Source organism: Sulfitobacter delicatus, assembly GCF_900102535.1.
Lineage (GTDB): Bacteria > Pseudomonadota > Alphaproteobacteria > Rhodobacterales > Rhodobacteraceae > Sulfitobacter > Sulfitobacter delicatus.
Genome location: NZ_FNBP01000022.1, coordinates 1 through 17,723, shown reverse-complemented (window position 1 = coordinate 17,723; position 17,723 = coordinate 1). Strand labels below are relative to the sequence as shown.

At 62.3% G+C, this 17,723-nt stretch carries 20 protein-coding genes and 3 pseudogenes; 14 read left to right on the top strand and 9 right to left on the bottom strand.

The window, feature by feature from the left end:
* Positions 1-289: DDE-type integrase/transposase/recombinase (locus BLS57_RS19180; RefSeq protein WP_139186678.1), on the top strand; the 289-nt coding region annotated here is incomplete at its 5' end.
* Between the two features lie 15 nt (positions 290-304).
* On the opposite strand, the pseudogene BLS57_RS19175 reads toward BLS57_RS19180, so the two are convergent.
* The 4 genes and pseudogenes from BLS57_RS19175 to BLS57_RS19160 form a co-directional block, all read right to left on the bottom strand.
* Positions 305-622, bottom strand: a pseudogene (locus BLS57_RS19175) (FAD-dependent oxidoreductase); the annotation flags it as partial.
* Positions 615-848, bottom strand: coding sequence for a mercury resistance system transport protein MerF (merF, locus tag BLS57_RS19170; RefSeq protein WP_082033411.1), 234 nt, complete (start codon positions 846-848; stop codon positions 615-617). The pseudogene BLS57_RS19175 and the gene merF, both read right to left, overlap by 8 nt.
* 4 nt (positions 849-852) lie before the next feature.
* Positions 853-1,158, bottom strand: coding sequence for a heavy-metal-associated domain-containing protein (locus BLS57_RS19165; RefSeq protein WP_038068071.1), 306 nt, complete (start codon positions 1,156-1,158; stop codon positions 853-855).
* Positions 1,159-1,176: 18 nt separating this feature from the next.
* Positions 1,177-1,566: a mercuric transporter MerT family protein gene (locus BLS57_RS19160; RefSeq protein WP_054540711.1), complete on the bottom strand. Its 390-nt coding sequence runs from the start codon at positions 1,564-1,566 to the stop codon at positions 1,177-1,179.
* 75 nt (positions 1,567-1,641) lie between these two features.
* On the opposite strand from BLS57_RS19160, the gene BLS57_RS19155 reads away from it, so the two are divergent.
* Positions 1,642-2,058, top strand: a complete 417-nt coding sequence (locus tag BLS57_RS19155; RefSeq protein WP_068286394.1) for a MerR family transcriptional regulator — start codon at positions 1,642-1,644, stop codon at positions 2,056-2,058.
* A 57-nt stretch (positions 2,059-2,115) separates the two neighbouring features.
* On the opposite strand, the gene BLS57_RS19150 is transcribed toward BLS57_RS19155, so the two are convergent.
* The gene (locus BLS57_RS19150; protein WP_093744215.1) at positions 2,116-3,186 is read right to left on the bottom strand and encodes a hypothetical protein; all 1,071 of its coding nucleotides are present in this window, start codon (positions 3,184-3,186) and stop codon (positions 2,116-2,118) included.
* 226 nt (positions 3,187-3,412) lie between these two features.
* Between BLS57_RS19150 and BLS57_RS19145 the strand changes: the two genes are divergently transcribed.
* A complete protein-coding gene (locus BLS57_RS19145; RefSeq protein ID WP_093744214.1) occupies positions 3,413-4,297 on the top strand; it encodes a recombinase family protein in 885 nt (294 codons plus the stop codon).
* 78 nt (positions 4,298-4,375) lie between these two features.
* On the opposite strand, the gene BLS57_RS19140 is transcribed toward BLS57_RS19145, so the two are convergent.
* Complete coding sequence (locus BLS57_RS19140; protein ID WP_093744213.1) at positions 4,376-4,771, bottom strand: PIN domain-containing protein; 396 nt, start codon at positions 4,769-4,771, stop codon at positions 4,376-4,378.
* The gene (locus BLS57_RS19135; RefSeq protein ID WP_009503866.1) at positions 4,761-4,988 is read right to left on the bottom strand and encodes an AbrB/MazE/SpoVT family DNA-binding domain-containing protein; all 228 of its coding nucleotides are present in this window, start codon (positions 4,986-4,988) and stop codon (positions 4,761-4,763) included. Before BLS57_RS19135 ends, BLS57_RS19140 begins: the two co-directional genes overlap by 11 nt.
* A gap of 208 nt (positions 4,989-5,196) precedes the next feature.
* On the opposite strand from BLS57_RS19135, the gene repA reads away from it, so the two are divergent.
* The 5 genes and pseudogenes from repA to BLS57_RS20165 all read left to right on the top strand — a co-directional run bounded on the left by repA (position 5,197) and on the right by BLS57_RS20165 (position 10,662).
* Complete coding sequence (gene repA / locus BLS57_RS19130; protein WP_009503867.1) at positions 5,197-6,390, top strand: plasmid partitioning protein RepA; 1,194 nt, start codon at positions 5,197-5,199, stop codon at positions 6,388-6,390.
* Complete coding sequence (gene repB, locus BLS57_RS19125; protein WP_093744212.1) at positions 6,374-7,306, top strand: plasmid partitioning protein RepB; 933 nt, start codon at positions 6,374-6,376, stop codon at positions 7,304-7,306. Before repA ends, repB begins: the two co-directional genes overlap by 17 nt.
* Before the next feature lie 213 nt (positions 7,307-7,519).
* Positions 7,520-8,731 carry a plasmid replication protein RepC gene (repC, locus tag BLS57_RS19120; RefSeq protein WP_093744211.1) on the top strand — a complete coding sequence of 404 codons (1,212 nt, stop codon included), beginning with the start codon at positions 7,520-7,522 and terminating at the stop codon, positions 8,729-8,731.
* A 168-nt stretch (positions 8,732-8,899) separates the two neighbouring features.
* A pseudogene (locus tag BLS57_RS19115) lies at positions 8,900-10,508 on the top strand (ParB/RepB/Spo0J family partition protein); the annotation flags it as partial.
* Positions 10,504-10,662, top strand: a complete 159-nt coding sequence (locus BLS57_RS20165) for a hypothetical protein (RefSeq protein WP_425274367.1) — start codon at positions 10,504-10,506, stop codon at positions 10,660-10,662. The pseudogene BLS57_RS19115 and the gene BLS57_RS20165, both read left to right, overlap by 5 nt.
* Before the next feature lie 156 nt (positions 10,663-10,818).
* On the opposite strand, the gene BLS57_RS19110 is transcribed toward BLS57_RS20165, so the two are convergent.
* Complete coding sequence (locus BLS57_RS19110; RefSeq protein WP_076535544.1) at positions 10,819-12,186, bottom strand: sensor histidine kinase; 1,368 nt, start codon at positions 12,184-12,186, stop codon at positions 10,819-10,821.
* Positions 12,183-12,842 carry a response regulator transcription factor gene (locus BLS57_RS19105; protein WP_009503873.1) on the bottom strand — a complete coding sequence of 220 codons (660 nt, stop codon included), beginning with the start codon at positions 12,840-12,842 and terminating at the stop codon, positions 12,183-12,185. Before BLS57_RS19105 ends, BLS57_RS19110 begins: the two co-directional genes overlap by 4 nt.
* A gap of 145 nt (positions 12,843-12,987) precedes the next feature.
* Here BLS57_RS19105 and BLS57_RS19100 point away from each other — a divergent pair, with 145 nt between their 5' ends.
* The 6 genes and pseudogenes from BLS57_RS19100 to BLS57_RS19075 all read left to right on the top strand — a co-directional run.
* The gene (locus BLS57_RS19100) at positions 12,988-13,305 is read left to right on the top strand and encodes a PepSY domain-containing protein (protein WP_009503874.1); all 318 of its coding nucleotides are present in this window, start codon (positions 12,988-12,990) and stop codon (positions 13,303-13,305) included.
* Positions 13,298-14,647 carry a ferredoxin reductase family protein gene (locus BLS57_RS19095; RefSeq protein WP_244153741.1) on the top strand — a complete coding sequence of 450 codons (1,350 nt, stop codon included), beginning with the start codon at positions 13,298-13,300 and terminating at the stop codon, positions 14,645-14,647. The genes BLS57_RS19100 and BLS57_RS19095 overlap by 8 nt, the downstream gene beginning before the upstream one ends.
* 182 nt (positions 14,648-14,829) lie before the next feature.
* Positions 14,830-15,210, top strand: a complete 381-nt coding sequence (locus tag BLS57_RS19090) for a PepSY domain-containing protein (protein ID WP_069301737.1) — start codon at positions 14,830-14,832, stop codon at positions 15,208-15,210.
* A gap of 35 nt (positions 15,211-15,245) precedes the next feature.
* Positions 15,246-15,716 carry a DUF2271 domain-containing protein gene (locus BLS57_RS19085; protein ID WP_093744209.1) on the top strand — a complete coding sequence of 157 codons (471 nt, stop codon included), beginning with the start codon at positions 15,246-15,248 and terminating at the stop codon, positions 15,714-15,716.
* An 11-nt stretch (positions 15,717-15,727) separates the two neighbouring features.
* A pseudogene (locus BLS57_RS19080) lies at positions 15,728-17,392 on the top strand (PepSY domain-containing protein); the annotation flags it as partial.
* Between the two features lie 70 nt (positions 17,393-17,462).
* Positions 17,463-17,723, top strand: a 261-nt coding sequence (locus BLS57_RS19075; RefSeq protein WP_139186677.1) for an IS6 family transposase, incomplete at its 3' end; no start/stop codon positions are given.

Below are 17,723 nucleotides of genomic sequence, written 5' to 3'. Positions count from 1 at the left end.
TTTGGAACATCGCCAAGTCAAGTATCTCAACAACGTCGTTGAGGCCGATCATGGCAAGCTAAAACAGCTGATCAAGCCGGTGCGAGGGTTCAAGACGATGAGGACGGCCTATGCGACAATCAAGGGATTTGAGGTGATGCGCGCCCTGCGAAAAGGCCAGGGGCGGGCTTTCAACCTGACACGCGATCCCATTGGCGAAAAGCGCATGATCGAGCGTGCCTTCGGTGTTGGACCTTGCGTGATGGCAGAGGCTGTCGCAATCATTGAGGAAAGCCTCGCCGCAGCATAACTGCGCCCAAAAGAGGGGCCCACGCGGCCTGAACAAAACTTTGCAACAGAGCCCCGACCAGTCGGCGACCTGCGCCTCTCCGCTGAGGCCCGGAAAACGATGCGCCGACTGCGCACTGTGCAGGGCTTCCGCAGCGCGGATCATCGTCTTGGAGGGCACGCAGCCCACGTTCACGCAGGTGCCGCCGATGGTCCCATGCCCGATCAGCGCGACGCGCTTGCCGCCCTCGGCGGCGGTGATCGCGGCGGAGAAGCCAGCCGATCCGGCGCCGATCACGGCGAGGTCGAAATCGCCCGTGGGCGCCTTGGTTTCGAATTTCATGAACTCATCCATTTTCTTGAGATGCCCTGCGCCGCTGCCGCCGCCAGACGGCATAGATGGTTAGGCCGATTAAAAACGCCAGCGCGGGCAGCAGCACATAGTCGAGCCAACCCAGCCAGGCCGACAGGCCCACGGCGCCGAGAAGAACGACCAGGATCGGCGTGAAGCAGCAGAGCGCTGCGATGACGGTGCCGACGACACCTGTTGCAATCAGCTTGCGGTCTGTCCGCTCGGTCATCCCGTCAACCCGAGACGCGCGCCGGGTAGCCTGCATTGGCCGACGCGGTGGCGATCGCCTCTGCGCTGGTCGCGGCGGTGTCGAAGACGACAGTAGCGGTGCGCGCCTCGAAGTCGATCTCGACCGCGTGCACGCCTTCGACGCCCTCCATCGCGCGCTTCACGGTGACCGGACACAGCGCACAGGTCATATTGTCCACCGCGAAGGTGAGGGTCTGCTCGGCGGCGACGGTTTGCGCGACGGCAGGGATGGCCGTGATGGGTGCTGTGGCGGTCAGGCCGAACAGAACAAGGGCAAGGATCGTCTTCATGAGGGTGTCCTTTCGAGATCAGTAGAGAAGCGGAGCCCACCAGTCGATGGTGAGTGCAGCGAGGACGAGGATCAGGGAGGTCCAGAGAGCGGACTTGGTGATGCGCGCCGAGGATGGGCGCGCGCAGTAGGAACCGGGCTCGCAGACGGTCGGTTTGCGGAAATAGACCTGCCGGAATCCCGCCCCGATGAAGCCGAGCGCAATCACGGCGAAGATCGGCTTGAAGGGCTCCAGCGCCGTCAGGTTGCCGATCCAGGCCCCCGAGATGCCGAGGGTCAGCAGCACCAATGGTCCGACACAGCAGGCCGAGGCGAGAAAGGCGCCCATCACCCCGCCCGCCGCAAGCCAGCCCTTTCGGGCGGGGCGATCCGCTGCTGAGGTGTCAGTTCTGTCGTCTGTCAGCGCCATGTCGCGCACCTTTCGTCTGTGGTTGACGATGGGTGTAGGGTCTGTAGTAGCTACAGGCTCAAGAGGAAAATCCCCATGATCGATCACGAAAGCGAGAGCAGCTTAACACGCGGCGACCTGGCCCGGGCGACCGGATGCAACATCGAGACGATCCGCTATTACGAGAAAACCGGCCTGTTGCCCGACCCGCCGCGCAGCGCCGCAGGCTACCGGATATATTCCGCCGCACACGCCACGCGCCTTCGCTTCATCCTGCGCGCCCGCAAGCTCGGGTTCTCGATGGAGGACATTCGCGGGCTGATGGGGCTCGACGATGGTGCCGCGCCGACCTGCGCCGAGGTCAAGGAGCGGACAGAACGTCACCTTGCGGACGTGCGGGCGAAGATCTCGGATCTCCGGCGGATCGAATCCGTCCTCGCTGCAACGGCATCCAGGTGTTCTGGCGCCGAAGTCCCCAACTGTCCGGTGCTCGACGCGATTTCTGGAAACTGAAAACTATGACACGAACTTCCCGAACTCTTGAAGCTCCCATGCATCGAACTGGAAGATTCAAGATCGTGCCGCTACCCATATCTTGAATCGCCCCTGGCCGGTCACCTCGCGGATCAAGCCTCGCGCTTCCATCCAGGCGAGATTGCGTTGAACGGCGGCACGGCTAGCGTTGGTCAGGACCTCGCCCATCGGGGCAGAGACAAGGGGCCATTCGGTAAGCACAGCGCGCAAGGCGCGCGGGGTCTTGCCCGAAAGCGGTGTCATTTCGGCTTCCGCCCGCGCTGACCATGCTTCAATATCGTCTAGGTGCCGCATTGCTGTCAGACATGCCGTCTCCATCCCCTCAAGCCAACGCGCCAAACGGTCAGCGGGTGGGCCGCCAGCGCGCAGCCCCCCTGCCCCACCCATGGCCAGAGGTGCAAAGACTGCTCCCTTGCCCTCGCTGGTCGCGATCCGCGCGGCCGTGACTGCCGCTTCCATTCGATCGCCCTGCTGCCCAAGGCCCGCAAGGCTCCAGAGGTGATAACCCGTGCAGGCACGGGTTATCGGGTGCAGCTCGGCGGCTTGCGCCATCAGGTTCAGCCAACCGCCCGCGCGATCCGCGAAAGGCTCGGCGTCATCGACCATGTTCTCGGGATCGCGACGATCGAGGAAGGCAGAAAGGTCCACCTCTGGGCCTGGTCCCCCTGTCAGACGACGTACCGCCCAACCGACACGCGCCAGTGCTGCGGGGTCCTCTTGAACGCCTGACAGGCGCATGGATATCCAAATAGCAATGCGATCCGGGCCAATGCGGTCACCCGCGAACCAGCTGAGGTCGGCAGCCTCGATCAGGGCAAGCCTGTGCCGCCATCCTTCCGGGCTGCGCTTCAGGCGGTCGTCCAGCGCGCCGACACGACCGGCCACACGGGCAAGACGCGCGGCATGACCCGCCTCTGCTTTCCGCCAATCGTCGAGGACCTCGGCTTCACGCGGTTCGGCCCGCGGTCCGGGCGGCAGATAATCCGGCTCCTCTTCCATGGGACCGGGCAGGAACCAATGATCGTCCTCGGACGACTGTTCCACCTCCTCAGCATCGAGAAAGAGAACGTCCGATTCATCATGAAAGGCAGGCGCTTGAGGCTTCATATGTGCAAAATACTGGGTTTTTGCTTTTTACCCAAGGGTTTTGTCGGAATGCGCCCGCGCTCCTTATATTGCACGCGCGCGGCACGGTCTGCCAGAATTCTCTGATCGCGCTCAGCCTATGCAAACGAAGGGGTTACTGATGAGCAGTGCCACAGAGCACGCCCTTGCATTCGTTTACAAACGGTCGTTTAGTAATGATATGCGAAACTGCAAAAAGACTGTTTTAATGCCCCTGATTGGTTATGCCCGCGTATCTACCGAGGATCAGACCCCCCTGCCCCAGTCGCAGACCCTGAAATCTGCGGGTTGCGCCGAAATCTATGAAGAGCACGCCTCAGGCGGCAATCGCGCGCGGCCGGTGCTTGGGCGTGTGCTCGAACGCATCCAGAGTGGCGATACGCTGGTCGTCGTGAGGATCGACCGGCTTGCGCGGTCTCTGTCGCATCTGCTGGAAGTGATCGAGCGGCTGGAGGCCAGGGGTGCGTTCTTTCGCTCGATCCAGGACCCGATCGACACTGGATCCCCGCAGGGCAAGTTCACGCTGCAGGTCTTGGGCGCTGCGGCCGAGTTCGAGCGCGCCCTGATCCGGGAGCGCACCAAGGCCGGCCTCGCCAGCGCGCGCACAAAGGGCCGCGTGGGCGGAAACCCTGGACTGCGGGCCAAAGACCCTGCCGCTCTTCGCAAGGTGCGGCTAGCGCGACAGGACGGCTACATGGAGCGTCTGAACGAAACGGCACAAGATTGGGTGCCCCATGTGCGCCGGTTGCGCCCCGACTTGGCCTGGGAAGACGTGGTGCGCATCATCAACGGCCCCTTGCCCGAGGCGCGTCGCTGGACCCAAAGCCGTCTCTTGCGCGCCGTGAAGGCCTATGTCCGCGACGGCTTTCTGCCCGAGACTGTGCTCGCCCGGGCTGGCCGCCGCGAGGCCGACGACCGCCTGCCCGCCATCGTCGCCGCCATCAAGGGCGCGGACCCCGACATCACGCTTCAGGCGATTTGCACCCGGCTGGAGGCGATGCGCGAGCGCACGCCCCGTGGGCGGACAAGCTGGCAACCCTCCTCGGTGAAGATGCTGCTGGAACGGGCTGAGAGACTGGGGCTGCTTGAGTAGTCGAGCTACCTCGCAAATCCTCCACGACATGGAAGGATTACAAGGTTGTGGTCAGTTCCACGCTCAGTAGCTGTCTGGTCATGTAAAGGGGTTGACGATGCGAAGCTGGCCTTCCACCAGCAGGCCATCTTGCATGTCCTCGCTCCACAGCGTGGTACACCCCGCAACCAAAGCGCTGGCCACGATCATCGCGTCGTAGATCGAGAAGCCGTAGCGTTCCGCCAAAGCGCGGCCGACGTCATGGGTCTGCACGGTGAGATCTTCGACGGGACACAAGGCGCGCACGCCTTCGAGAAAGGCCGCTGCTTCCTCCCAACCGAGGCCAGCTTTGCGGCGGCAGTTCACCAGTGACTCGTTTAGAACCTGAACGCTGATCCGGGGCCCCTGCCCCAGAATGACCTCGGCGCGATCGGCCTTTGGGCCGTCGTCGAGCAGGTAAAGAACGACATTCGTGTCCGCGAACTCAGCGCTCATGTGCGTCGTCGCGGCTCAGACGTTCTGCTGCGGACAACTTGCCCCGGAAGCGGCGCAGGCCGGTCAGCACCTCATCCGCACGAGCAAGGCGACGGACTCTGACCCGACCGTCGTCCTTGACCAGGTCGATCTGATCACCCTCCTTGAGACCAAGCTCTCGGACGAGCTCCGCGGGCAAACGGACGGCCAGCGAGTTACCCCATTTTGCGACCTGCATCGTGACCTCCCATGTGGATATACGTCTTATAATGTATATCCGAAGGGTTCCGAAGACAAGCCTGCCGCAAACCCTAGCTACTCTTGTGCATGACGCAGCGACTGACACCAAATCTAGAAAGAGCTTGCACGAATCTGATAGCTCGGGCAATAGTCTCGATAAATAACGCGCGATCACATAAAAAACGCGCCCACGAATCGAGGCAGAGATGAGCGAAGCTGAGCAGGACCTGGACATTGCCATCGGGCACTACGCAGAGCTTCTTGCGTCCAATCTTCATGCGCAACGTGCTGCCCACTTCCCTCCCGACGCCAAAAAAGTCATGCGCAGCCTGACCAGCGGCGAGGCGGCCGAGTTGCTTGGCGTCGATCATACCTACCTTCGCAAGCTTCATCGAGAAGGAAAGATCGCTGACGTCGAAACCACTGCGGGCAGCCACCGGCGATATACCCTCGATGATATCTGGGAGATTCGCCACGCCCTTGAGGCAAACGCGAAGAAGCCTGGAACTTACGTTCCGGGGCGTCGTGCCGGTGACGAGCTTCAGATTGTTTCTGTTGTGAACTTCAAAGGCGGGTCCGGGAAAACGACAACATCCGCTCACCTTGCACAGCGCTTGGCTCTCAAGGGATATCGTGTCCTTGCGATCGATCTGGACCCCCAGGCATCCCTTTCCGCGCTGCATGGCATCCAGCCTGAGCTGGACCTGATGGAGGGTGGCACGCTGTATGATGCGGTTCGCTACGATGAACCGGTCCCGATCTCGGATGTGATCCGCAAGACCTACATCCGTGGTCTTGACCTGATTCCCGGGAACCTCGAGCTCATGGAATTCGAACATGAGACGCCGGCAGCCATTCAGCGTGGCGGCGCCCGCGCATTCTTTGCCCGTGTGCGCGACGCGCTCGACAGTGTCGAAGCGGACTATGACGTCGTCGTCATCGACTGTCCGCCGCAGCTTGGTTTTTTAACCATGTCCGCCCTTTCAGCATCTTCAGGGGTGCTTGTTACCGTTCACCCCCAAATGCTCGATCTGATGTCCATGTCGCAGTTTCTGCGAATGACCGCTGATCTGCTTGGCGTCATCCGGGATGCTGGCGCAAACCTTCGCTTCGACTGGCTGCGCTTTCTGCCGACCCGCTACAAGGTGGGTGATGCCCCGCAGACCGAGGTCATTGCATTTATTCGGGGTCTGTTCGGCAGGTCAGTCCTGACCAACCACATGGTTGAGTCTACTGCGATCTCTGATGCAGGGCTGACGAAGCAGACGCTCTACGAGGCCGACAAGAAGGACTTCACGCGTCAGACTTTCGATCGTGCAATCGAATCCATGAACGCCGTCAACGACGAGATCGCGGCGATCATCCAGAACACGTGGGGACGCAATGGCAAGAAAGCCTAAACTGGGACTGCCACTGCAGACCCTGCGCAACGCGCCCGACGCTCTTGAAGGGCGCAGGCTGCGCGGCGGCGTTTTCGAAATCGAGCCTGACCAAATCGAAACCACAGGTCGGCTCGATGACCGGCTGCAGATCGAGACTGCGGGCCTCAAGGCGTCAATTTCCAAGAACGGACAGCGAGTACCAATCCTCGTCCGGCCGCTTGATGGTGATCGCTACAGCCTGATCTATGGCCGTCGTCGACTGGAAGCTTGCAGAGAACTTGGGATCAAGGTCCGCGCCATTGTCACAGAGATGGAGGGCGATCAGGCACTTCGTGATCAGCTGTTAGAGAACCAGGAGCGGCGGGATCTAAGCTTCATCGAACGAGCGCTTGTTGCCGCAGCCTTGCTCGACGGTGACCATCTGAGCGCATCCGAACGCACTAACAAGGGTGTCGCCGAGGTTCTCAATCTGACCGAGGCAGGAGTGTCGCAGCTGTTAAGCGTGGTCCGCACCGTTGGGGAGGACCTGGTCCTCGCCATCGGTGCCGCTCCAGGCATTGGTCGGCCCAGGTGGGAAGAGCTCAAGAAGTTGCTGGGGGCTACGGATGCCGATCGCGAACTGCTTGCAGCTTTGGCGGCTGAGGCCAAGACATCCTACCAAGGCGGTATTGACGAGAAATCCGATCATGCATTTTTGGCCGTCCTCTCTGCTGCAGGGAAGCCCGAACAGACCACATCCTCGTCTCGCCCTCGCGGGCGGCCCGGCACGGTGATTCCGGGGGTCGGTGCCGCCACTGTCACGACCGGACGTCGTGGAAAGCAACTCAAGCTCGAGTTGAAGGCCGAGGAGAGCGATTTTGTCAGCTGGCTTGAGGGCAACGCCCCGCAGCTGATCGCCGAGCTTCACGAGCGCTGGAAGCGTTCGGAAGACTGAGGAAGAGCAACAATCAAAAAGGAGGCACGAGACAGGCAGAAAAGAAAAAGGCCCCGAGAAGCAAGCTTCACGAGACCTTTCTTAGGTTTCGCACGGGACCAGCCCGCTACAAAACTTCAGTTTTCGCACCTCTGAATGTAGCGATCTGGCCCCTTTCCCGCAAGCGCAAAGCGATTCGCGGGCCAGGGAAATTTTGCCTTCGTGAATGACATCATGGATTACACACCGATTTCGCCGTTTATGCGGCCGATATCGCACGCCCATCTGCGCGTGGTCGAGCGTCCTGAGGCGTCTGTTCTCGGCAGGCCCGTCAACAAGTGGGAGCTCCTCCGCGAGCTGTCCAAGGCACAGGCGGCCTTTGGGGTTTCCGAGCGCGATCTGACCGTTCTTCAGGGACTTCTCAGCTTCTTTCCGGACGATGCGCTTGGCGGGAACACCGAAATGGTCGTCTTCCCATCCAACAAGGCGATCTGCGAGCGGCTGAACGGCATGCCTTGCTCGACGATGCGCCGTCACCTCGCCCGGTTGGTCGAGGCAGGCTTGCTCATGCGGCGCGATAGCCCCAATGGGAAGCGGTATGTGCGCAAGCGTGGCGAAGATCGGGTGGCCTTCGGCTTCGACCTCTCCCCGCTCTATTGCCGGGCAGAGGAAATTGCACGGGCCGCAGAGGCTGTGCGTGAGGCCGAGGACCGTGTGCGGCGACTGAGGGAGGTGGTGAGCCTTATGCGTCGCGACTTGGCCGCTCTGGCGGAGTTCGGCGAGGAGATCCAGCCTGGGCTTGGCCTATGGGACCAGCTCCGCGACAAGGCCGCCCTCACAGCCCGTGCTCTTCGCCGCAAACTCTCGCTTGAGGATCTGTCGGCATTTCGGACTGAACTGGAGACCCTTCTTGACCAGGCGCGCAATGTCATTGATGGCCCTGAAACAGAAGAAATGAACACCAATGATGCCCATTTTGAGCGTCACCATCATAATTCAAATAAAGAATCTATAGATCTTGAACCTGCCTTAGAAAAAGGCGGAGCGGCGGGACGCGCGCCTGATGATGATACGGGTGAGCCCGTGGCTGACCTTGAAGAGCCTGACACGAGGCGGGTGCCGAAAATCCCACTCCACCTGGTGATCGCCGGCTGTCCCTCGCTCAAGACTTTCTATCAGGGCGACGTTCGACACTGGCACCAGCTTTTCGACGCGGCTTGTCATGTACGGCCGGCCATGGGGATCAGTGTTTCCGCTTGGGAAGAAGCGCAACGCTGCATGGGACCAGAGCAAGCCTCGATCGTCGTCGCGGCTATGCTGGAACGTTTTTCCGACATCAGATCACCGGGTGGATACTTGCGGGCGCTGACGTCCAAGGCCGCGGCGGGCGAATTCTCTTGCGGTCCGATGGTCATGGCTTTGATCGGTCGGCGAAGTGCGGCTTAACAGCTGTTAAGTTTCAACGCCGCGGTGCTCAGTTGGCATGACTTAACAGCTGTTAAGTCGCCTCTTGGCAACCATACGATCATCGAGAGGGAAAGGAGTGTTGGTTTGAGGGTGACGGGAAGTGAGATCGGGAGAGTGGCTTCCGGCGCCCGTCGTGGAGAAGATCTGATGACGAAAGCTGTCCAGAAAATCACCCTGTTCCCGTCCCGGGATATCCCTTTTGACAAGCTGGTGCTGAGCCAGTCCAACGTGCGGCGCATCAAGGCTGGCGTGTCCGTCGAGGAACTGGCCGAAGACATCGCCCGCCGCGGTCTGTTGCAGAGCCTGAGCGTGCGGCCCGTGTTGGGCGACGATGGCAGCGAGACCGGCAAATTCGAGATCCCGGCTGGGGGCCGCCGGTTCCCAAGCATTGTCCTTGCTGGTAAAGCAAAAGCGTTTGGCAAAGACCACGCCCATTCCCTGCATTGTGCGCGATGCTACGTCCGACATCCTGGCCGAGGACGATTCCCTTGCAGAAAACATGCAGCGCGTCGCCCTGCACCCGCTCGACCAGTTCCGCGCGTTTGTGTCCCTGCGTGACAAGGGTCAGACCGATGCGGAGATTGCTGCCGCCTTCTTCGTGACGCCGCAGATCGTGAAGCAGCGCCTCAAACTTGCCTCCGTCGCCCCTGCCCTGCTTGAGATCTATGCCGAGGATGGCATGACGCTGGAGCAGCTCATGGCCTTCACTGTCAATCCTGATCATGACCGCCAGATGCAGGTCTGGGACGTGATCCATTCATCCTGGAACAAGGAGCCATTCCAGATCCGGCGCATGCTGACCGAGACCTCGGTCCGAGCGTCCGACCGGCGTGCGGTCTTTGTGGGTGTTGAGGACTATGAAGCGGCGGGCGGCACGATGCTGCATGACCTGTTCCAAGGCGATGATGGAGGTTGGCTCGAAGACCCTGCCCTGTTTGATCGGCTGGTGACAGAAAAACTCAAGGCCGAGGCTGAGACGGTTGCGGCTGAGGGCTGGAAATGGATCGAGGTCGCACTCGACCTGCCCTACGGCTACAGCCAAGGGCTGCGGTCGCTGTCCGGTGATCCGGCACCGATGACGGATGACGAAGGCGCGGCCCATGCCAAGCTTCTCGCCGAGTACCGGGCGCTGGAAGAAGAATACGCAGGTCAGGATGATATCCCTGAAGAGATCGATGCGCGGCTTGGCGTTTTGGAAACGGAGATGGAAAAGATCGAGACCCGGCCGTTGATCTTCGATCCCTTGGAAATCGGGCGGGCAGGGGCGTTCGTCACGCTCGACCGCTACGGCGCTCTGGCAGTTTATCGCGGGTATGTGCGTCCAGAGGATGAGCCCGTTGACGAGACAGCGGTCCAGGATGCTACTGATCCTGCGGAGGCGGGGCAGGGGGATGATCGTGATCTCACCGATGGCCATGCCAGTGCCGCTCATGTCGGAACCATCATCATGTCGGGTGGCCAGCCGATCGGAGCTGACCTGCCAGAGGATGAGGATGACGGGGGGGTGAAGCCGCTGCCCGAGCGGTTGGTCATGGAGTTGACGGCCCACCGGACGCTGGCGCTGCGTGAAGAGATCGGGCGCTCGCCCGACGTGGCGTTGATTCTGCTGCTGCTGAAGCTTGTGATGGATACCTTCCGCACTTCCTCTGCTTCGGGAAGCTGTCTCGAAGCCTCAGTGCGTCACGTCTACATGCCGGCGCAGGCGAGCGATCTGAAGGACAGCGTGGTGGCAAAGCTGGTCGACGAGCGTCATGCGCCGGAACGATCTCGTGGCGCTGGACGATGAGGACCATGCCGAAGGGCAGGGGGCGGATGCCGAAGCGGCTGACAGCGTCAGTGAAGCTGACCTTCCTGCATTTCTGACGGATGACCTGCCTGCTGAAGGCGCGTCGATGCTGGCCGCGGAATAACGTGATCCAGCGGGGGGCGGAGATTCCGCCCGCAATCACCCTATAGTGTAACAATATCAATGGGATGAGTGCGATTACTCGCATTCAGAATGAAGAATCATGTCTACAACAACCATCATCGACACCGCACCCCTCGGGGCGCTGCGACGTGAGACTTCAAGGCCAATGCTCCCGATCTTTCACATGGGCATTTGGAGCATCAGTTGGCAATCTGACGGATGCCTGAAATCCAGAAGTTTCACCGGGACGTGGTGACTGGAGCAAGAGAGAGGTTTCGATCCGTTCTGCGATGGCTGAGACGATAGCGAGGCCAAGCCCGCTACCATCAGTTTTTGCATCTGCCCTCTCGAAGCGCCCTGTCAGGCGTTCGAGTGTTTGGGTTGCTACCGCGGGGCCCTCGTTCGCCACGATCAACTGCCCGTCGCTCGTGAGTGTAACCTCGACTGGGGCATTCTGCGCCCCGTGGCGTAGGGCGTTTTCCACCAGATTCCGGCACAGAATTCCCAATGCGTCGGGGTCGATATCAGACAAGACAGGCGTGTCCGGCAAGTTCAACATAAGGCGCCCGTTCTCTGTGCTGCGCGCAATATCTTCCACCACGACCCGAGTGATGGTTCTGACATCAGCGCTCTGGTCCATCCGAAGTCTACCGCCTTCCGCCCGCGCAAGCTGCAGGAGACGTTCGGACAGCCGAGCGAGACGCTTGAGCGTCGCCTCGATCTCGGCGGCGCGCGCGTCGATGGTCGGATCTTTGGTCTCTGACCGCAGTCGCTGCGCTTGGGCGATAGCGCCCGCCAATGGTGTCCTTAGTTCATGAGCCGCATTGGCTGCAAAACTTCGCTCAGCCTCGAACGCGTCGCGCAACCGAGCCAAAAGGCTGTTCAAGGTTGCAGCCAGCGGTCGGATTTCTGTCGGCAGGTCGGCCGCGGGTACTTCTGACAGGTCGCGCACGCCGCGCGCTTCAAGCCGCGTACGGAACCGATGGAGAGGGGCGAGGCTAAAGCGCACAGCGAGAATAATCGACGCGAGCGCCAACGGCAGCACAACCAGCAGCGGCAGGCCGAGGCTCATCTGGATTTCCCGAGCAACCGAAGCGCGATGCGCCAACGGTTCGGCCACGGTGATGCTGATCGTCCCCTGGAGCGCCGCGTCGCTGTAGAGGCGATGTGTGGCGTTCTGCCCAAATCCCGGACCATCGTATGGAGGAAACACGGCAGGGTCCGCCGCATGGGATTGCAGCAAAATGCGTCCCTCGGCATCGCGTACGATGTAGGTGAAGAACTCGTCATGCTCCCGGATCGGCGCGAGGCGCTGCGTCACACCCTGATCTTCCCGCCCGACGATGTCGGTCACGGCCAGCGGCAGGATGCGCTCGGCGGTTTCGCGCAGGGCGCTGTCGAAGACCTCGTCCATCTCGCCCCGAACGATCACCGCAGTAACCGTGGCGGCGGCGAGCCAGAGGATCGTCAGCACAAGGCCGAGTGACAAGCCGAGCCGTACCTGAAGGCTGGAGGGCCACATCATGGTTTGCCCAGCCGGTAACCCATGCCGCGCTCGGTCTCGATGATGGCGCTCCCCAGTTTCTTGCGCAGGCGGCTCACGTGCACCTCGATGGTGTTGCTCTCGACTTCGGCGTCGAAAGCGTAGAGCTTCTCCTCCAACTGCGCCTTGGACAGGAGCTGCCCGGGACGCGCCAGGAAGGCCTCGAAGAGCGCCCATTCCCGCGCCGTCAGCGGCACATGTCTGCCATCCCGATGGACGCTGCGCGCGGCAAGGTCGATGTCGAGCGGTCCGTGGGTCAGGATCGGGTTGGGGTTGCCGCTGTAGCGCCGCGCGACCGATCCGATCCGTGCCGACAGTTCCGACAGGTCGAAGGGCTTCACAAGATAGTCGTCAGCGCCCGCATTGAGGCCTTCGATCCTATCGGACACCTGGTCGAGCGCCGTCAGGATGATGACCGGCGTCACGTCTCCACGCGTCCTGAGGCCCTTGAGGAACCCGATACCACGTCCGTCTGGCAGCATGAGGTCGAGCAGGAGCAGGTCGTAGGAGGTTGCGCTCATCGCGTCTGCCGCCGCGTCTAGCCGCGTGACCCAGTCTACTGACTGGCCATCAGCTGCGATCTGGTCGCGCACGGCAGCGCCAAGAGTCGTGTCGTCCTCGATCAGCAATATGCGCATGGTCGTACCCGTCCTTTCCTGATGTCCCTCCATGATCCGTCTGGCTGACACGAAGCTGAAGCTTGTGGGTCGAGCCCCTTCAGGCTGCCGTCAGCTTCGCGGCGCATGAATGGCATCAAGAGGCGAGCCACTAGGAGTGTGCCCCATGAAGAAGACATTGACAATTATCGGCTTTCTCGCGGTCTTTCCGGTCGGCGCGGCGCTGGCTGACGACGATTGCTTCGTGCCGATGGCCGACTGGCAGCCGCGCGATGCTGTTGCCATGCTGGCTGAGGAAAATGGTTGGACGGTGCGCCGGATCAAGATCGATGACGGCTGCTACGAGATCGATGGGAGGGATGCCGAGGGGCGTGCGATCGAGGTGACTGTCCACCCGGCCACGCTGGAGATAATCGAGTTCGAATACGAGGACGACGAGGATGATCGCCGCGAGCGGGATCACGAGAGACGCGACGATGACTGATGCAGCGCGTCGCGACGGTAATGTCCCGGTGCCGGGCCTGCCGCCACTCTCCCGGCTTTCCCTAAACTCTCCTCTAGCTCTGACGGGCCCGGTGCTGGTTGCGTTGCCATGCCTGCTGGCGGCACTGATCGGGTTCAACACCTATGCGCCCTATGGCGCGGATGCAGCACTTGGCATTGCCGTCGGGGCCGCGGCAGTTGTCGCGATGGCACAGACCCTGATCCTCGCCGCACGGCCGCCGCTGGTGGAACCATTGTTCGGCGGTCTCGATCGCATGTACCGTTTCCACAAGTGGCTTGGTATTTCCGCAATGGTCCTGATGATCCTGCACCAGCAGATCGAGCCGGATTTCGAGCGTTTGGTGCGTGAAACCTCCCTTGGTGAACTTGGTGAAGAGGCGGGCGAACTTGCCTTCAACGCGCTTCTCGCCCTGGTTGCTGTCAGCTGGTTCCGGAGATTGCCCTTCACCCCACTGGAAATCCCCTATCAGATCTGGCGGTTCAGCCATCGTTTCATGGGGGCCCTTTTTGCAATCGTGGTCTTTCACCAGTTCTTCGTCGACATGCCGACAGAGGTAGATCCATCGCTCTCGGTGCTACTGAACACATTCGGCATCGCCGGAGTGATCGCGTGGATATTTACCGAGCTTGTCGCCCCGTACCTGCGGCGTAGAGAATTCACCGTCACAGAGATCAGCCAGACCAAGGACACCACCACGCTAACCCTCCGCCCCGAGGGGCGGGCCATGCGGTGGCGGCCGGGGCAATTCGCCTTCTTCCGCGCGCCAGAGGCAGGACTGTCCGAGCCGCACCCCTTCACGATCGCCAGCGCCCCGCGCCCTGACGGCACCCTGACGTTCTCCATCCGGGGCTTGGGTGGCTGGACACGAAGCCTGCCCGCCATCTTGCGGACCGGAACGCGCGTGCAGGTCGAAGGGCCATATGGACGGTTCAATTTCCGCAAGGGCGGTGCGCGCCAGATATGGCTGGCGGGCGGCATCGGTATCACGCCGTTCCTCGCCTGGGCCGAAAGCCTGAGCGAAGCGGATAGCCGCGACATTCACCTCATCCACTGCGTTCGGACACAAGAGGAGGCGATTGGGGTAGAGACGCTGCGCGCTGCGGCTGCCCGCAACCCGAGGTTCAGTTTCGAGGTGGTCGTTACGACGCGCGATGGCAGGCTCACGGCCGAGCGCCTGATTGGCGCGGTCCCTTTCGCGATCCGGCAAGCCGATTTGTGGTTCTGCGGCCCAACCGGTCTGAAGGACGGGATTCTCAAGGGCTTGAAAGCACAAGGCCAAACGCCTCGCCGTGTCCGCTTCGAGCAGTTCGAATTCACCTGAACGCGGGGCAGGGCGCATAGCCATGCCAGCCCTGTAGCCTGCGCTCGCATCTTTTTTTGGCCCCGCCCTCATCGGCGGGGCCATTTTCCTGACGGCAAGCTGAAGCAGGAATCGCTGGGGCGTCAGGATGCCCTCAGGTCGGGGTGCCAGATTGGTCTCATCAAACGAAAGGACCCCTTGCCATGAAAAAGACTCTGACCGCCCTTGCCCTGATCGCACTTTTGCCCGCCGGCGCTGCGCTGGCCGACGACGATGATTGCAATGCGCCCCGTGACCAGTGGCAGCCGCGCGAGGCCGCCATGCAGATGGCCGAACAGAACGGTTGGACGGTGCGCGACTTCGAGATCGACGACGGCTGCTACGAAATCCAAGGCCGAGACCAGGATGGCCGCGAGATCGAGGTGAAGCTCGATCCGGCGACGCTGCAGATCGTCGAGATGGACTACGAGGATGATGACGACGACCGCGGTGGCGCCCGCAATCCCGCGCCCGCTGGAACGGTCGCTCCTCCGCAGAACGGCCTCTTCGGAAACGGCGCCCCTCCGCAGGTTCAGGTGAACTGAACAGCTCCGAAGCACCCTGAACAAGGATCATTCCCATGAAATCACTTCTCGCAACGCTCGCGCTGACCACCGCACTCACGCTTCCCGGCCTCGCTATGGCACGGCCCGTGACGCTCACAACCACCCTCAACAACTATGGCGGCGACGGCGCTTACCTCGCGCTTTACGTTACCGACGCCTCGGGCGCCTATGTCGGCAGTCTCTGGATGGCTGGTGGCAAGTCCAAGTACTACGAGCATCTGAGCGATTGGTACCGTGCCACGGGCGGCGATACCACGCAGGTAAACGGTATCACCGGCGCCAGCGTCGGCGCGGGCCGCAGTCTCGAGATCACGCTCGATCTGGCCGATGCGCTGTTCGATGCGGGCTACACGCTTCACATAGACGCGGCGGTCGAGGATATGCGCGACAGCCCGAACGAGGTGGCCGTGCCGCTGACGACGGCGGGCGCGGGTACGCCGGTGACCGGCCGGCGCTACATCGCCAACTTCTCCTACGACATGTGAGGGGCAGGGCCATGATCCGTACACTCCATCGCTGGCCGGGTCTACTGGCACTCGCGCTCGTCACGATCCTGAGCCTGAGCGGCGCTGCGCTCTCGGTCTTTCCGGCAGTCGAGCGCATCACCGCGCCGCAGGTGGAGACTGGTCAGACAGTCGCCACCCTCGCGGACCGCATCCAGGCCGTCTATCCGGGCGTCGAGCAGATCCGGCGGTCGCCCTCCGGTCGGATCACCGCCTATTGGTTCGATCAGGGCGCGCCGGGTGCTGCCGTGATCGACCCGGCGACGGGCGCGGGCGTTGCCTCGGCCGACCCGAACCAGGCCCTTCGCTGGCTCACCAACTTTCATCGCTCGCTCTTCCTCGGGGATGGCGGGCGCATCGCCATGGCCGCCGGGGCCGCGGCGATGCTGGTCCTCTCGCTCTCGGGTGCTATGCTGGTCGCGCGACGGGCGGGCGGATGGCGGCACTGGTTCGCGTCCTTGCGCGGTCCGTTCGCGGGCAGGCTGCATGTCGAGATCGCCCGGATCGCCGTCATCGGCCTCGTTCTGTCCTCCACCACCGCCCTCTGGATGACAGCCTCCACCTTCGATCTTTTGCCGGACGGTGGCGTCCTGCCGACTGATCCCACCGAAGTGAGCGGAGAGATTGGGTTCGCTCTCGATCAGATGGCCACGCTGCTGCAGACGCCCGTCGCCGAGCTGCGCGAACTGAGCTTTCCCTATCCCGGCGATGCGACGGACGTGTTCACACTGAAGACCGACCGGGGCACCGGCTATCTTGACCAGGGAACCGGCGCGCTCGTGGCATGGGCCGACCTGACCGGGTGGGAGCGCGTCTCGGAAACCATTTACATGCTGCACACGGGGCAGGGGGCCGCGACGCTCGGCCTTGTGCTCGGGATGATGGCGCTCGGAGTGCCGGCGATGGGCGTGACCGGCGTCCTGATCTGGTTTGCCGGGCGGCGCGGGCGGCCGCGCATCCGCGGCAACCAGCCCGCGGGCCGTGCCGAGACGATCCTTCTTGTCGGCAGCGAGGGTGGCAGCACCTGGGGCTTCGCCGCGACCCTGCATGCCTCGCTGACGGTAGCGGGGCAGGGCGTCCATGTTGGCCCGATGTCGGGCTTCGCGCCAGAGCGCTACGCCCGAGCCGAGCGCATCATCGTGCTCGCCGCGACCTATGGCGACGGGGCTGCGCCGGCCTCGGCGAAGGGCTTCCTCGACCGGTTGAACGCCCTCGACGGAGCGCCGGATATTCCCATGGCTGTGCTTGGTTTCGGAGATCGGAGTTTTCCGGCCTATTGCGCCTTTGCCAAGGACGTTGCGGCAGCAGCGCAAGCGAAGGACTGGCCGGAGCTTCTGCCGCTTGACGCAATCGACCGCCAGTCCCCGCAGGATTTCGCGCGCTGGGGCCGCGCTCTTGGCGAGGCGCTTAGCATCTCTCTCGAGCTTTCTCACCAGCCCGTCTCGCCGCGCACCGAAACATTGACCCTCGTCTCGCGGCGCAACTACGGGGCCGAGATGCAGGCGGGGGCCGCGATCCTGCGCTTCGCCTTGCCGCGCGCGACGCTGTGGCAGCGGCTGACCGGGGCGGGTTTCGCACGGTTTCAGGCGGGCGACCTGATCGGTGTCCTGCCGCAGGGCAGCGCCGTGCCACGTCTCTACTCGCTGGCCTCGGGTCGCCGCGGGCTCTGTTGCAAAGTTTTCTTGATGAGGTCACTTTCGAGCGTGGTCAGGCAGGAGAGCGGTTGTCATGAACGATTTCAAAGGGCGTCATTTCACGGGTGAGGTCGTGCTTTGGGCGGTGCGATGGTATTGCCGTTATGGGATCAGCTATCGTGACCTTGAAACCATGATGGCGGAGCGGGGTGTTCGGGTTGATCACTCAACGATTTACCGTTGGGTTCAAAAATACGCCCCTGAAATGGAGCGTCTGATGCGTTGGCAGTGGCGGCGGCCGATGTCTGGCAGTTGGCGGGTTGACGAGACTTACATCAAGGTGCGGGGGAAATGG